This is a genomic window from Cobetia sp. PDI-23MA, from assembly GCF_059507735.1.
In genome coordinates, this window is the sequence record NZ_CM183352.1 from 242555 (window position 1) to 255103 (window position 12549).

At 64.7% G+C, this 12549-nt stretch carries 12 protein-coding genes; 7 read left to right on the plus strand and 5 right to left on the minus strand.

All coding sequences use genetic code 11. The features are described from left to right. The first annotated feature begins 52 nt into the window (after positions 1 to 52). From AC5WNJ_RS01120 to AC5WNJ_RS01140, 5 genes are all read left to right on the plus strand, one after another. A complete protein-coding gene (locus tag AC5WNJ_RS01120; RefSeq protein WP_253062781.1) occupies positions 53 to 1033 on the plus strand; it encodes an ABC transporter substrate-binding protein in 981 nt (326 codons plus the stop codon). A gap of 409 nt (positions 1034 to 1442) precedes the next feature. After that, positions 1443 to 2300, plus strand: coding sequence for an amino acid ABC transporter ATP-binding protein (locus tag AC5WNJ_RS01125; protein ID WP_495930340.1), 858 nt, complete (start codon positions 1443 to 1445; stop codon positions 2298 to 2300). A gap of 78 nt (positions 2301 to 2378) precedes the next feature. Next, positions 2379 to 3266, plus strand: a complete 888-nt coding sequence (locus tag AC5WNJ_RS01130) for a transporter substrate-binding domain-containing protein (RefSeq protein ID WP_253062785.1) — start codon at positions 2379 to 2381, stop codon at positions 3264 to 3266. A gap of 96 nt (positions 3267 to 3362) precedes the next feature. After that, on the plus strand, positions 3363 to 4082 hold the full coding sequence (locus AC5WNJ_RS01135) for an ABC transporter permease (protein ID WP_253062787.1): 720 nt from the start codon (positions 3363 to 3365) through the stop codon (positions 4080 to 4082). Position 4083: 1 nt separating this feature from the next. Further along, a complete protein-coding gene (locus AC5WNJ_RS01140; RefSeq protein ID WP_253062798.1) occupies positions 4084 to 4833 on the plus strand; it encodes an ABC transporter permease in 750 nt (249 codons plus the stop codon). A gap of 121 nt (positions 4834 to 4954) precedes the next feature. Here AC5WNJ_RS01140 and AC5WNJ_RS01145 read toward each other — a convergent pair whose 3' ends face one another. Further along, the gene (locus tag AC5WNJ_RS01145) at positions 4955 to 5632 is read right to left on the minus strand and encodes a TetR/AcrR family transcriptional regulator (protein WP_253062800.1); all 678 of its coding nucleotides are present in this window, start codon (positions 5630 to 5632) and stop codon (positions 4955 to 4957) included. Positions 5633 to 5876: 244 nt separating this feature from the next. On the opposite strand from AC5WNJ_RS01145, the gene AC5WNJ_RS01150 reads away from it, so the two are divergent. Continuing rightward, positions 5877 to 7004: an HlyD family secretion protein gene (locus AC5WNJ_RS01150; protein ID WP_253062802.1), complete on the plus strand. Its 1128-nt coding sequence runs from the start codon at positions 5877 to 5879 to the stop codon at positions 7002 to 7004. Positions 7005 to 7006: 2 nt separating this feature from the next. Next, on the plus strand, positions 7007 to 8629 hold the full coding sequence (locus AC5WNJ_RS01155) for a DHA2 family efflux MFS transporter permease subunit (RefSeq protein ID WP_253062813.1): 1623 nt from the start codon (positions 7007 to 7009) through the stop codon (positions 8627 to 8629). 153 nt (positions 8630 to 8782) lie between these two features. Here AC5WNJ_RS01155 and AC5WNJ_RS01160 read toward each other — a convergent pair whose 3' ends face one another. The 4 genes from AC5WNJ_RS01160 to AC5WNJ_RS01175 all read right to left on the minus strand — a co-directional run bounded on the left by AC5WNJ_RS01160 (position 8783) and on the right by AC5WNJ_RS01175 (position 12424). Beyond that, positions 8783 to 10276 (minus strand): 4Fe-4S binding protein, encoded by a 1494-nt coding sequence (locus tag AC5WNJ_RS01160; protein ID WP_253062824.1) that lies wholly within the window; start codon positions 10274 to 10276, stop codon positions 8783 to 8785. 41 nt (positions 10277 to 10317) lie between these two features. Beyond that, positions 10318 to 11178, minus strand: coding sequence for an FTR1 family iron permease (locus tag AC5WNJ_RS01165; protein ID WP_253062826.1), 861 nt, complete (start codon positions 11176 to 11178; stop codon positions 10318 to 10320). Between the two features lie 76 nt (positions 11179 to 11254). Then, the gene (locus AC5WNJ_RS01170; protein WP_253062828.1) at positions 11255 to 11686 is read right to left on the minus strand and encodes a cupredoxin domain-containing protein; all 432 of its coding nucleotides are present in this window, start codon (positions 11684 to 11686) and stop codon (positions 11255 to 11257) included. A gap of 177 nt (positions 11687 to 11863) precedes the next feature. After that, positions 11864 to 12424 (minus strand): iron transporter, encoded by a 561-nt coding sequence (locus AC5WNJ_RS01175; RefSeq protein WP_054555234.1) that lies wholly within the window; start codon positions 12422 to 12424, stop codon positions 11864 to 11866. Between the last annotated feature and the right edge of the window lie 125 nt (positions 12425 to 12549).

Sequence of the window (12549 nt, forward strand, 5' to 3'; positions counted from 1 at the left end):
GCCCCGACAACAACAAGGCCCGGCGCGACCGGAACCGACAAGGACAGACACGATGACCACCACCCCGTACCCCCTGACATGTACGACGAAGCACGGCGCCCGCCGTGGCCTGCTTGCCCTCGCGACCCTGTTGCTCAGTACGGCAAGCCTGGCAGCCCCCGCCCAGGACAAGGATGATGAGCTGACGCTGATCGTGCCGCCGTGGCCCGGCGTCACCGTCAAGAGTGAGATCGTCGCCCGGATTCTCGCTCCGCTGGGTTACGACGTGGAGCGACAGGAGGTCAGCTCCACCGTCGGCTACAACACCCTGACCACCGGCGACAGTGATGCTTTCCTCGCTGGCTGGCTGCCTGCTCAGAAAGACAGTTATGACGCGGCCATGGCCGCCGGCGCGATCACCGATCTCGGCAACAACGTCACCGGCGCCCGCATGGGCTTCGCGGTGCCGGGCTATGTCTACGAGGCCGGCATCCACAGCGCCGCGGACCTTGCCGCCCACGCCGAGCGATTCGACGAGACCGTCTACTCCATCGAAAGCGGCTCCACCGTCAGCGACATGCTCAATGGGGCAATCGACGATGATGTCTATGGCCTGGGCGGCTGGGATGCGATGGAATCCTCGACGCCCGGCATGCTCAGCGAGGTGCGTGCCGCTCAGCGCGAGCAACGCTGGATCGCCTTCTACGGCTGGACACCGCACTGGATGGTGCCGGAATTCGACACCCACATCCTGGAAGATCCGGAGTCGGTGTTCGGCCCCGACAATGGCGCCAGTGACGTCAAGACCGTGGTGCGCACCGCCTACGCCGAAGCCAATCCCAACCTCACTCGCTTCCTCGATCAGCTGGTCTTCAGCTCCGAAGAGCAGAGTGCCTTCATCCTCGACTACAGCCTCAAGGAGCGTGACCTCGATGAGGTGGCGCACGACTGGCTGGCCGCCAATCCAGACCGGCTGGCGGAGTTTCTCGCTGGCGTGACTACACGCGATGGCGAGGATGCCCTGGCTGCCGTGAAGGCCAGCCTGCAAGGCTGACGTAGCCGTGCTGCCGCCTTGACGGCCTGGGCGGGCGCCGAGGGATGGCTCCCGCCCAGGCCTCGTATTGTCTAAGCCTCGTCGCGTCCAAGGCGTGCAATCCGTGAACCACGACCCTGCTTGCCGTGCCCCTGGCGTGGAAAGTCGCAATGTGGAACGTCTCTTGCTATACAAGTGTATCAATAGTCGTTCGCTCGATTGCAGCTCGATCGCCGGTTGCGCAGCCCACCGTGGCCCGTGGCGGCAAGACAGGCGTCACCCGCGCATCATCTGCCAGGCCCGGCAGCATCACTCTGCACCAACAGGGTGCGTCGCGCCGCTATCGGCTGCACGATCGCTCATTTCACGCCAGCCACAGCCACCCACTTGTGAGTCGCTCATGACTATCTCGCCCTCGAACGTATCTCCCATGACCCGCTCGATGAATGCAGACAGTGACGGCATCTCCGAGCCTCAGCAGGCGCGCCCGGACGGCCCGGCAAGACCCGCGCGTGCTGCCTCGAATCGGGTCGTCGTCGAAGCCAGCAACATCGTCAAGCACTACGGTGATCTGGCGGTGCTGCACGACGTGTCATTGCGCGTGAAGGAAGGCACCGTCACCACCATCATCGGCGCCAGTGGCTCCGGCAAGAGCACCTTGCTGCGTTGCATGAACCTGCTCGAGCGCCCCGATCGGGGCGAGCTGTCGATCGCCGGTGAGCATGTGCGCTTCGACCGTGACAGCTGCGGCGGCCTCATCGGGCTGGATCGTCGTCAGATCCAGCGCCTGCGCTCCAAGGTCACCATGGTCTTCCAGCAGTTCAATCTGTGGCCGCACCTGACCGTGCTCGGCAATGTCACCGAGGCGCCGATGCGCGTGAAGGGCATGTCACGCCGCGAGGCGACACACATCGCGGAGCACTATCTGGAGCGTGTCGGCATGCTGGAACGCGCCGACAGCTATCCGGCCTTTCTCTCCGGCGGCCAGCAGCAGCGGGTCGCGATCGCACGTGCGCTGGCGATGGAGCCGCGCGTGCTGCTTTTCGATGAGCCGACCTCGGCACTGGACCCGGAGCGGGTCAGTGAAGTGCTCGGCGTCATCCGCAGCCTCGCCGATGAGGGTCGCACCATGCTGATGGTGACCCACGAGATGGCCTTCGCCAGAGAAGTCTCCGATCAGATCGTGTTTCTCGATGAGGGCAGGGTCGGCGTGGCCGGAAGCCCCGAGGAGGTCTTCGAGCAGACCGAGCACGAGCGCTGCCGCCGCTTCATCGCACCGGCGGCCTGAGCCCGCCTGCAACACCCCGTCATGGACCTCCCCGCCATGACGTAGATGGACCCACAACAACAGCCAGGAGATGGCCTGATGACCTTGATGAACGACGCTGGATTTGCTGCCAATATCCCTTCACTGACCGCACGCGGGACGCGTTCTGACTCTGTTTCCACTTCTGCTTCCACCTCTGCGCTGCGCAAGCTGGCCGGTGCATTGATGATGGGGGGACTGACGCTGGGTGGACTGACGCTGGGCGCCGCTCAGGTGCATGCCGCATACACCCTCAAGATCGGTATCTCCGCGGAGCCTTATCCGCCCTTTACCTACACCTCTGCCAGCGGTGAGTGGACCGGCTTCGAGGTCGAGCTGGCCGAGGCGATCTGTGACGCCATGCAGCGTGAGTGCGAGATCACCCCGACCGGCTGGAGCGGTATCATTCCCTCGCTGAAGGCCGGTCGCATCGACATGATCATGAATTCGATGACCATCACCAAGGCCCGCGAGAAGGTCATCGACTTCAGCATCCCCTATTACAACTCGCCGGGTGCCTACGTGGCCGCCAAGGATCTCGAGCTCGAGATTCCGGATGGCCTCGACGGCAAGATTCTCGGTACCCAGGCGGCGACCACCCATGCCAACTTCGCCCGTAGAGCGCTGCGCAACACCGGCGTCGATGTACGTCTCTATGATCAGCAGGAGCAGGTCAACAGTGACCTGCTGTCCGGGCGCGTGGACGTGATTCTGGCCGACGAGATCGCCATGAGCGCACTGGTCAAGCGTGACGAGGCCGAAAACTTCGAGATCAAGGCGACCACGCCGCAGCACGAGGCCTATGGCATCGGGGCCGGCATCGGGGTGCGCAAGGAAGATGGCGCGCTGAAAGAGGCACTCGATGGCGCCATCCACCAGGTCTACGCGGACGGAACCTGCACGGCGCTCTCGAACAAGTACTTCGATACCGACGTCTGCCTGGGCTGAGCCTGCGCGTGCTGGCCGGGCGGCCGAGGTCGTCCGGTCAGCACGCCTCGCGTATCGCATCCGCCATTTCCTACTGATACGAGAAGGACGCTGATCATGTCCCAGTTCGCCCAGGAAGGGCTCGCCGATTGGACAGCCCCGATACTCGCCGGCGCCGTCACCACTCTGCAGATCGCCTTCGCCGCTTACGCCATCGGCTTGCTGCTCGGGCTGGTGGGGGCGGCATCACGACTCAGCCCGTGGGCGCCGTTGCGCGCGCTTGCCACCAGCTATTCGACGGCCGTGCGCGCGGTGCCGGAACTGCTGTTGATCATTCTGCTGTACTACGGCGGCTCCCAGGCGCTCACTGCGCTGATGAACGCGCTGGGGGTCGAGGGCCAGGTGGAGATCAGCGGCTTCGTCACTGCCGTCGGCGTGCTGGCCTTCGTGCAGGGCGCCTACATGACCGAAGTCTTCCGCGGCGCCATCCTGGCCATCCCCAGGGGCCAGCTGGAAGCGGCCGATGCCTATGGCTTCTCGCCCATGGCGCGCTTTCGCTACATCACGCTGCCGGGCATGTTGCCCAATGCACTGCCGGGCATGTCCAACCTGTGGCTGATCCTGATCAAGGACACCGCCCTGATCAGCGTCATCGGCTTCAGCGAGCTGTTCTTCACCGTGCAGCAGGCGGCCGCCAGCTCGCGCGCCTATTTCCTGTTCTACAGCGTGGCGGGGCTGCTCTATCTGCTGATGACCCTGACCTCGAGCGCCGTGTTCAGTCGTCTGGAACGCTACGTGCGCCGCGGCGAGCCCGATATTTCAGCCCAGGAGGCGTGACATGGATTTCAGCTGGTTATCGGACCCCTACTATCAGGAGTCGCTGTGGACGGGGCTGATCAACACCTTGGTGCTGCTGGTGGTCTCCGCCGTGCTCGGCTTCACGCTGGCGGTCGGCATGGCGATGGCGCGCATCAAGGGCCCCAGGCCGCTCGCCTGGCTGGCCAGCGGCGTCTCCATCGTGATGCGTGGTACGCCGCTGCTGGTGCAGCTGTTCTTCTTCTATTACGGCATCGGCCGGCTGCTGGAAGGCATTCCCGGCATTCGCGAGAGCATGTTCTGGGGCATCCTGCGTGATCCGTTCTTCTACGCCACCCTGACCTTCACGCTTTCGGTGGGCGCCTACACCGGCGAGGTGCTGCGTGGGGCGCTGCTCAGCGTGCCGCCGGGCGAGCGGGAAGCGGGGCGCGCCTTCGGTATGGGGCCGTTCCAGGTCTTCAGTCGCCTGTGGCTGCCGCGCGCCATCCAGCTGTGCCTGCCGACCCTGACCGGCGAGATCATCCTGCTGCTCAAGTCGGTGCCGCTAGTCTCGACGATCGCCATGATGGACCTGCTGCAGGTCGCCAACATCATCCGCGACGAGAACTTCCTCACCTACGAGCCGCTGCTGTTCATCGGCGCCATCTACCTCGTGCTGACCATCCTGCTGACCCTGTGTCTGCGCCAGGTCGAACTCAACTTCCCCGGCGTACGCGCCCAGGCCCGCAACGGAGGGTGGTTGGCGCGCCTGCGCCAGCCCAGACCCGCCTGAGGTCACTCGCCTGGCGGCCATCGCTGGTTTCCTGCAGAAAGCACACAAAGACGCCGAGTCAGTCGACTCGGCGTCTTTGTGTCGGTGGGCTGGTGATCAGGCTCCGAACCCGGCCAGCTTTCTAACTGGCACCGAAACCTGCCAGAAAGACGCGCACGCAGCGTCTGACATGTGGGCGGAGTTGTTCGGGGCTTGCGGTGTCGGGTGGGCAGCCGAGCAGGGCGTCGACATGCAACGGATTGAGCAGCATGCCGGTGAGCAGGTTGGCGGCGGCCAGCGGTTCCTGGCCGAGGCCGGTGGGCGGCAGGTGGCCCTGGGCGACCTGACGCGACAGGTAGCCTGCCAGGCGTTGTCGGGTCAGCTTGGGGCCGTTGTCGAGGAACAGCTTGCCTAGCTGCGGATTGCGGCCGCTCTCGAAGGCGAGGCCACGGAACAGCCGGATCAGCTCGGGCGCGAGGGCCAGCGCCAGCATCGCCATGCCGAAGTCTTCCAGCGCTTCCTCGACACTGCGTGTCTCGTTGGCTTCGTGGTCCATCACCGACCACACCGTCTGCGCCTCCTGCTGCATCACGGCCAGAAACAGGCCGTCCTTGTTGCCGAAATTACGATACAGCGTTGCCAGTGATCCGCCGGCCTGCCGGGCGATCTCATTGATGCTGGTCGCGGCGAAGCCGTGTTCGAGGAAATGTTCGCGGGCGACTTCCAGCTGGCGTTTGCGGCGTGCTTCCCCGCGCGGTGAGGCGCGAGTCGTGGTGCTTACCGAGTCAGGGCCGGTCTCTGATGAGGGCGAATCAGTCATGTGAGTGTCCTGTCTGTGATCCGGAAACCGCCTGAAACAGGCAAGGTTGCGATATTGCGAACGAGAGACGCTGTCTGTCGAAACTGTCTGGAGTGCCTCAATGAAGTGTAGTATTTATTACACTTTGTGGCGATGCAAGATGACAGCCGTGGCCTGAGCGCTCGCAAGCGCCGTGGCCGCCTCATCCGCAGCGTCGGACAGATTACACGCCTGTCACCGACAGGCAGCAAGAGAGAGTCACCGAATGAACAAGGCTGGCAAGGGTGTCGTGGCACTCATCGTGGTGGCGGGCGTGATCGCTGGCGGAGTGATGGGGGGCGAATGGTGGCAGGTCGGGCGCTTCATGCAGGAGACCGACAACGCCTATGTGCGCACCGACAGCGTCGCGGTGCGCTCCGAGATCACCGCGCGGGTGACGCGCATGCTGGTGCATGACAACCAGCCGGTGAAGAAGGGGCAGCTGCTGGTGCAGCTGGATGACGAAGATGCCAGGGCCAATCTGGACCAGGCCAGTGCCGCGCTGGACAACGCCCGCACCGGGGAAGTCCAGGCCGAGCGACAGCTGGACCTGCAGGGCGCGAAGATCGACGAGGCCAAGGCTGCGCTGGCCTCGGCCAAGGCCGAACGCGATCAGGCTGCGTTGCATCTCAAGCGCTCAAGAAGCTTGGAGAGCCGCAGCTACGCCTCGCGTCAGACCTATGAGGATGATCAGGTCACCCTGCGCACCGCCGAGGCCAAGGTGGCGCAGCAGAACGCTGCACTGGCGTCCGCGCGTCAGCAGCTGGAGGTCTACAAGGCGCAGCTGGAGTCGGCGCGTGCCAAGGTGGTGTCGGCGGCGGCGGATCTCGCCTACGCGCGCCACCAGCTGGAGAAGACCTCGATCTACGCGCCGCAGGATGGTGTGGTCGGCAATCGCAGTGTCGAGGTGGGCACCATGGCCAGCGCCTCGCTGACCCTGATGCAGCTGGTGCCGGTGAAGAGCGCCTATGTGGTGGCCAACTACAAGGAAACCCAGACCGAGCGCATGCGCGTCGGTCAGCCGGTCAGTCTCGAGGTGGATGCCTACCCGGATATCGAGTTTGAGGGCGTGGTGGATAGCCTGGCGCCGGCGACCGGCACCGAGTTCAGCCTGCTGCCCACGGACAATGCCACCGGCAACTTCAACAAGATCGTCCAGCGTGTGCCGGTGCGCATTCGCCTGACCGGCCCAGCGGATGCGCTGCCGCGTCTGCGTGCTGGCCTGTCGGTCATCCCCAGTGTCGATACGCGTGAACTGCCGGACACCGGCACCTATGCCGCCGATAGCCTCTCCAGGGACGTCATCGCGCCCGATGCCGCGCAGGTCGCCAGCGCTGATCGCGGAGCGCAGTAAGCATGACCGAGACGACTCAGTCCTCGGCCCAGCCCCCGAGACAGCCCCCGGCGGGCACCGTTAGTGACATGCCGACGCGCCGCCAGCAGATCGGCTTCGTGGCCGCGGTGTTCGGCATGTTCATGGCGATTCTGGATATCCAGATCGTGTCCAGCTCGCTCAACGAGCTGCAGGCGGGCCTGGCCGCCAGTCAGGACCAGATCTCCTGGGTGCAGACCAGCTATCTGATCGCCGAGATCGTGATGATTCCGCTCTCCGGCATGCTGGCGCGCATCTTCTCGACGCGGCTGGTGCTGACCGTCTCGGCGCTGGGTTTCACGCTGGCGAGTCTGGGCTGTGCGCTCTCGACCTCGCTGGAAGCCCTGATCGTGCTGCGCGCGGTCCAGGGCTTCATGGGCGGTGCGATGATTCCGCTGACCCAGGCAGCCAGTTTCTCGATCTTCCCGCGCCGCATGATGGGCAGCATCCAGGCGGTGATCGGCCTGGTGGCGACCATGGCGCCCTCCATCGGGCCGTCCGTCGGCGGCTACATCACCGAATACATGAGCTGGCATTGGCTGTTTCTGGTCAATCTGGTGCCGGGCGTCATCGTGGCGGCGCTGGTGTGGCGCAATCTGGAAATCGACAGCGGTGATCGCAGCCTGCTCAGCCGTCTGGATACGCTGGGGCTGGCGCTGATGGCGGTCTTTCTCGGCAGCCTCGAATTCGTGCTCGAGGAGGGGCCCGGCGATGACTGGTTCGCCAGTTCACTGATCCTGTTCTGGAGTGTGGTGTGCGCGGTGGCGGCGGTCGGCTTCTTCTGGCGCGTGCTGACGACCCGCAATCCCATCGTCGACCTGCGGGTGTTCAGGGACCGCAACTTCGCGCTGGGCGCGATCATCGGCTTCTGGATCGGCGTGGTGCTCTATGGGCTGGTCTATATGGTGCCGCTGTTTCTCGGCTCGATTTCCGGCTTCTCCAGCGTGCAGATCGGGCAGGTGATGTTCGTCAGCGGCGTGGTGATGTTCCTGATGGCGCCGGTGGCGGGCAAGCTTTCCGACCGCATCGACTTGCGCCTGATGCTGTGCATCGGCCTGGTGCTGACCGGCCTCGGCACCGGCATGAACGTGCACCTGACCTCGGACTCGGGCTTCGATGACTTCTTCTGGCCGCAGGTGATCCGCGGCGCGGGCCAGATCATGGTGCTGCTGTCGGTCTCCCGGCTGGCGATGGGGCGTCTGGCGCCCCACGAGATAGGCAACGGCAGTGGCCTGTTCAACGTGATGCGCAACCTGGGCGGCGCGGTGGGGCTGGCGCTGATCGATACCCTCCGCGAGCTGCGTGAGGACTATCACTGGAACCAGATGATCGGGGCCATCGACCAGAGCCGCCAGGTGGTGATCGACCAGCTGGCAAGCTATCAGTCGACCTTCACGGGGCTGGCTGATCCGTGGCAGGCCGGTGTGCAGATGATCGCCCAGCGCATCAGCCTCCAGGCCGAGGTGCTGGCCTTCGACAATATCTTCCTGTGGCTGGGCGCGGTCTATGTAGTCGGCAGCGTGGCGGCCTTCCTGTTCCGTCGTCCGGAAAACCCTGCCAGCAAGGCGGATGCCAGCGAAAGTGGCGAACAGAGCCCAGCGCACTGATGGCGCCTTGAAGGCTCCTTGATCGTAGTTTGAGAAAACGCCGCAAGTCGCTGAAAGACCAAGACCCGCCAATCGGCGGGTCTTGGTCTTTCAAGCCTTGGTGTGTCAGGCCATGAGCCTCTGTCAGTCAGCCAGCATTCAGCCAGCAGGGCGTCACCAGCCCCAGAACATCAGATACCAGATGCCCAGCGCGGGCAGGCAGGCCAGCGCGACACTCGCGGTGCCGATCAGCCGTGCAGTGTTGCCTGCGAGCAGGCCGCCGTTGCGCTGTTCACCATTGCGCTGCTCACCGGTAATGCGCCAGGCCAGCCGCAGGCCCCACAGGCAGGCCAGTGCCAGCAGGGTGGCGCGCAGATCATTGGCCCAGCTGAGGTTGATGCCGTCGCCGCGCAGCAGCGTCATGGTGGTGGCGGAGAGGCCGAGAAACACGCCCAGCCCGCCCAGCGGAATCAGGCTCAGCGAGAGATGCCACAGGCGTGACAGCGTCGCCTTGCCACCCATCAGCCAGTTGCCCAGCAGCAGCGGCAGGCTGGTGAGCGCGCCCAGCAGTCCGCCACCAACCACGATCCACAGCGTGATCAGGCTGCCATCGAGCAGGTTGAAGACATCGTTGTGCTCGGGGTAGTTGGTCAGAATCCAGGTGGGCAGGGTGGTGGTCAGCGGCCACATCAGATCGTGCTCGATCAGCCAGACCGCCAGTTGCTGCTTGAGGGCGACGAACCACGGGCTGGCGCTCCAGCTGAAGGCACCGATGGCGATGCCGAGCAGGCCGAACACCAGCACCGAGTAGTGGGTGAAGCGCACCGGCTGCGGCGGCTCGACCAGCTCTACCCCCGGCGCACGCCACTCCAGCTGCATCGCGTCCTTGTAGCCGCTGCAGCGTCCGCAGACATGGCAGTCACCGGCACTGTCGAGCTGCTTGAGCGGAATCAGCGGCGCGCAGTCAGGGGCGTACATGCGCACGGCGTTGCCCTGACGGACAGCCTGATTGTGAGCGTTCCAGCGCGCCTGGTCGGTGCGGAAGTGGGTCGGCGAGAGGCGCGCCAGCAGATTGAAGACGCCATTCACCGGACACAGCTGCCGACACCAGACGCGGGTGCCCTTGCCGTAGATCAGCCCGACGGTGATCGCGGCCACCGTCGAGCCGCCCAGCACCACCAGTGCGCCCAGCGGGTACTGATAGACGCTGGCCAGCTGGCCATAGAGCGTGGTGCCGAGGAAGGCCACGAAGGGCCAGCCGCCCCAGCGCATCCAGCCGGGAATCGGGCGACCGAGGCCGATGCGGCTGGCGGCTTCGGTCAGGGTGCCTTCGGGGCAGAAGACACCGCACCACACGCGGCCCATCAGCACCATGCTGATCAGCACGAAGGGCCACCACAGCCCCCAGAACACGAACTCGGCGAACACCGTCAGGTTGGTGAGGATATGCGCCTGGTAATCCGGCAGTGGCAACAGGGCCGGCACCACCAGCAGAAAGGCATAGATGCCGACCACCAGCCATTGCACCAGCTGGATCAGGTCACGTCGCTGCTGCATCGCCTGTCCGAAGCGCGCGATACGCGTGGCCTGACGGCCCGGCGAGGTGCCGCCATCACTGGCGATGAGGTTGCTGATGTCACCGTGGGGGCTGGAGCCGCAATTGGCCATGACTATCGTTTCTCCTGACTGGCAGATCGCGTGAACAGGACTCAGCTGCGCGCGCGGGCAGTGAGCTGGCGGCGCTGGTCGACGCGCTCCCTCTTGCGCTGACGCTTCATGAGGCCTATGACGATGACCCAGTAGCCGAGATAGCCGACCACCATCGTCGTGGCAGGCCAGGCGCGATAGCCGGCGAAGGTCGCCAGCAGTCCGCCGAGGCCGCTGCCATCATCGAGCAGCCAGCTGGAATCCCACAGCGGGTCGAGGCCCGCCGGCAGATAGCCGAGGCCGATCAGCTGCTCGAGGCCCGACATCAAAAGTGACGCCGCCAGCAGCAACAGCAGGATTTCGGTCACGCGGAAGAACAGCTTCCACGAGAACAGGCGTGAACCGAGCTGCAGCGCCATGAAGGTGGCTACCGCGAGGGCGAAGCCGAGGCCTGCGGCCAGCGCGAAGCTGGCGATGCCACCGGACTGCAGGCTGGCGGCGCCCATGCCGTAGAGGAAGACGACGGTTTCCGCGCCTTCACGTGCCACGGCGATGGCGACCAGCGTCGCCACGCCCCAGTAGCTGCCGGAGGAGACAGCGCTGGCCAGGCCGCTCTCGAGTTCTGCCTTGAGCGTGCGCCCCTTGGTGCGCATCCACAGCACCATCTGGGTGATCAACAGGCAGGCGGTCAATACCAGTACGGCCTGGAAGACCTCCTGCGCGATGCCGGTCAGCCAGGTGTTGGCGCCCATCAGCGCTGCCCCCATCAGGCCGGCCAGCACCAGGCCGGCGACGACCCCGCCCCACAGGTAGCGCAGGCCCGCGCGGGTACCGGACTGCACCAGCCAGGCGTGCATGATGCCGATGACGAGAATGGCTTCGACGCTTTCACGCCAGACGATAAACAGGATCTGATCAAACATGCGGACTCTCTTCTACTGACGATCGGTGCGCGCCATCGATGACGAAAAAGACGTCATTGGCACAGGGTGGCCGAGCTTATTCGGCGACGACCTTGCCACGCGCGTCCGGCAGGTGGAAATCATCGAAGAAGTCATAGCTGCCCGCGCGCAGCGGATGGATGACGACGAACGACTTCACGCCCGGTGCCAGCACCTTCTCCTTGCGCAAGGAGTTGCTCTCGAATTCGGCCGGCGTATTGCCCGCGTTGTGCAGCTGGATGACGAATTTCTCGCCGGCCTTCACCTCAAGGACCTCAGGAGTGAGCCTGCCGTTGTCGAGGGTCAGGTCGTAGGACGGCATGTCGCTGGCGGCCGCCGGCCTAGGCAGCAGGGCCACGAGCAGCAGGACAGCTACTAGCAACAGGGCGAGCGCGGGCAGCTGGGCGCTTGCTCGACGGGGCAGGCGAGAAGGCAAGTGAGAGGATAGGCGAGAGGGCAAGAGGGAGGGCAGGAAAGCGGTCAGGCGCATGGGACACTCCGGACGATGAGGAAAAGCGCACACTGACACCAGTACAAGGCGCTGGCGGTAGAGCGACCAATGGCCGCGAGTGCAGGTCAGCACAGGCGGCCATCGAAGGAGCAAGCGGCAAAGGCCGCCTCACGGAATGCAGACATTCAGGGGCATGCAGTAAGGGCAGAGCGGCGCTCAGTAGCCGCCTTTCTTGCCGACGCCGGCATAGACGAAGTCATAGTCGGTGGTGATGGTCTGCGGCCACTCGGCGACGCCGGTTTCCTTGTCGATATGACGCGGCATGTCCGGATGCTGGATCTCGAAGGTCAGGTGGTACTTGCCCGGGCCATCCAGCTTGACGTTCTTGCCGTAGTGGGTGCCGTCATTGGCGATCATCGGCACCAGCTCGCCTTCGATCGGCGCCTCGCCACCCTGCCTGGTCAGGGTGTAGTGAATGCCGAGGTAGGGAATCCAGTCGCCCGGCGCGAAGCCATTGTCGTTTTCCATCAGCGCGTGGATATCGGCTTCCAGGTGGATATCGGCCTGATTGGCCGGCAGCTTGCCGGCCGGGGCCATCACCACCGGCTGCAGGTAGACGGCAGCGATTTCCATGCCGCCTTCCTTGACCGGCGTGCCGATCGGGTATTCCAGTGCCGAGGCCTGACCCGCCACGAACGTTGCCGCCAGGCTCAGGGCGAGCAGGCAAGGCTTGAGCGCGCGGGGCAGAGCAGTGGTAAGGGAGTGACGCTGTGGCATCGGGGGGACTCGCAATGATGGGAAGTGGAGCTTCATTATCCCGATAAGCCTAAATATAACTATTCTCATCCCTGCGCCGCTTGCGTTGCTCATCTTGCAACGGGGCGTTGTTTTAATATGAGCTT

Excerpts from the sequence above, each read along its gene's own strand:
- AC5WNJ_RS01130 (WP_253062785.1), top strand. The coding sequence starts at position 2,379 with ATGACCTTGATGAACGACGCTGGATTTGCTGCCAATATCCCTTCACTG.
- AC5WNJ_RS01175 (WP_054555234.1), bottom strand. The coding sequence starts at position 12,424 with ATGCCACAGCGTCACTCCCTTACCACTGCTCTGCCCCGCGCGCTCAAG.
- AC5WNJ_RS01145 (WP_253062800.1), bottom strand. The coding sequence starts at position 5,632 with ATGACTGATTCGCCCTCATCAGAGACCGGCCCTGACTCGGTAAGCACC.
- AC5WNJ_RS01150 (WP_253062802.1), top strand. The coding sequence starts at position 5,877 with ATGAACAAGGCTGGCAAGGGTGTCGTGGCACTCATCGTGGTGGCGGGC.
- AC5WNJ_RS01120 (WP_253062781.1), top strand. The coding sequence starts at position 53 with ATGACCACCACCCCGTACCCCCTGACATGTACGACGAAGCACGGCGCC.
- AC5WNJ_RS01165 (WP_253062826.1), bottom strand. The coding sequence starts at position 11,178 with ATGTTTGATCAGATCCTGTTTATCGTCTGGCGTGAAAGCGTCGAAGCC.
- AC5WNJ_RS01160 (WP_253062824.1), bottom strand. The coding sequence starts at position 10,276 with ATGGCCAATTGCGGCTCCAGCCCCCACGGTGACATCAGCAACCTCATC.
- AC5WNJ_RS01135 (WP_253062787.1), top strand. The coding sequence starts at position 3,363 with ATGTCCCAGTTCGCCCAGGAAGGGCTCGCCGATTGGACAGCCCCGATA.
- AC5WNJ_RS01170 (WP_253062828.1), bottom strand. The coding sequence starts at position 11,686 with ATGCGCCTGACCGCTTTCCTGCCCTCCCTCTTGCCCTCTCGCCTATCC.
- AC5WNJ_RS01140 (WP_253062798.1), top strand. The coding sequence starts at position 4,084 with ATGGATTTCAGCTGGTTATCGGACCCCTACTATCAGGAGTCGCTGTGG.
- AC5WNJ_RS01155 (WP_253062813.1), top strand. The coding sequence starts at position 7,007 with ATGACCGAGACGACTCAGTCCTCGGCCCAGCCCCCGAGACAGCCCCCG.
- AC5WNJ_RS01125 (WP_495930340.1), top strand. The coding sequence starts at position 1,443 with ATGACCCGCTCGATGAATGCAGACAGTGACGGCATCTCCGAGCCTCAG.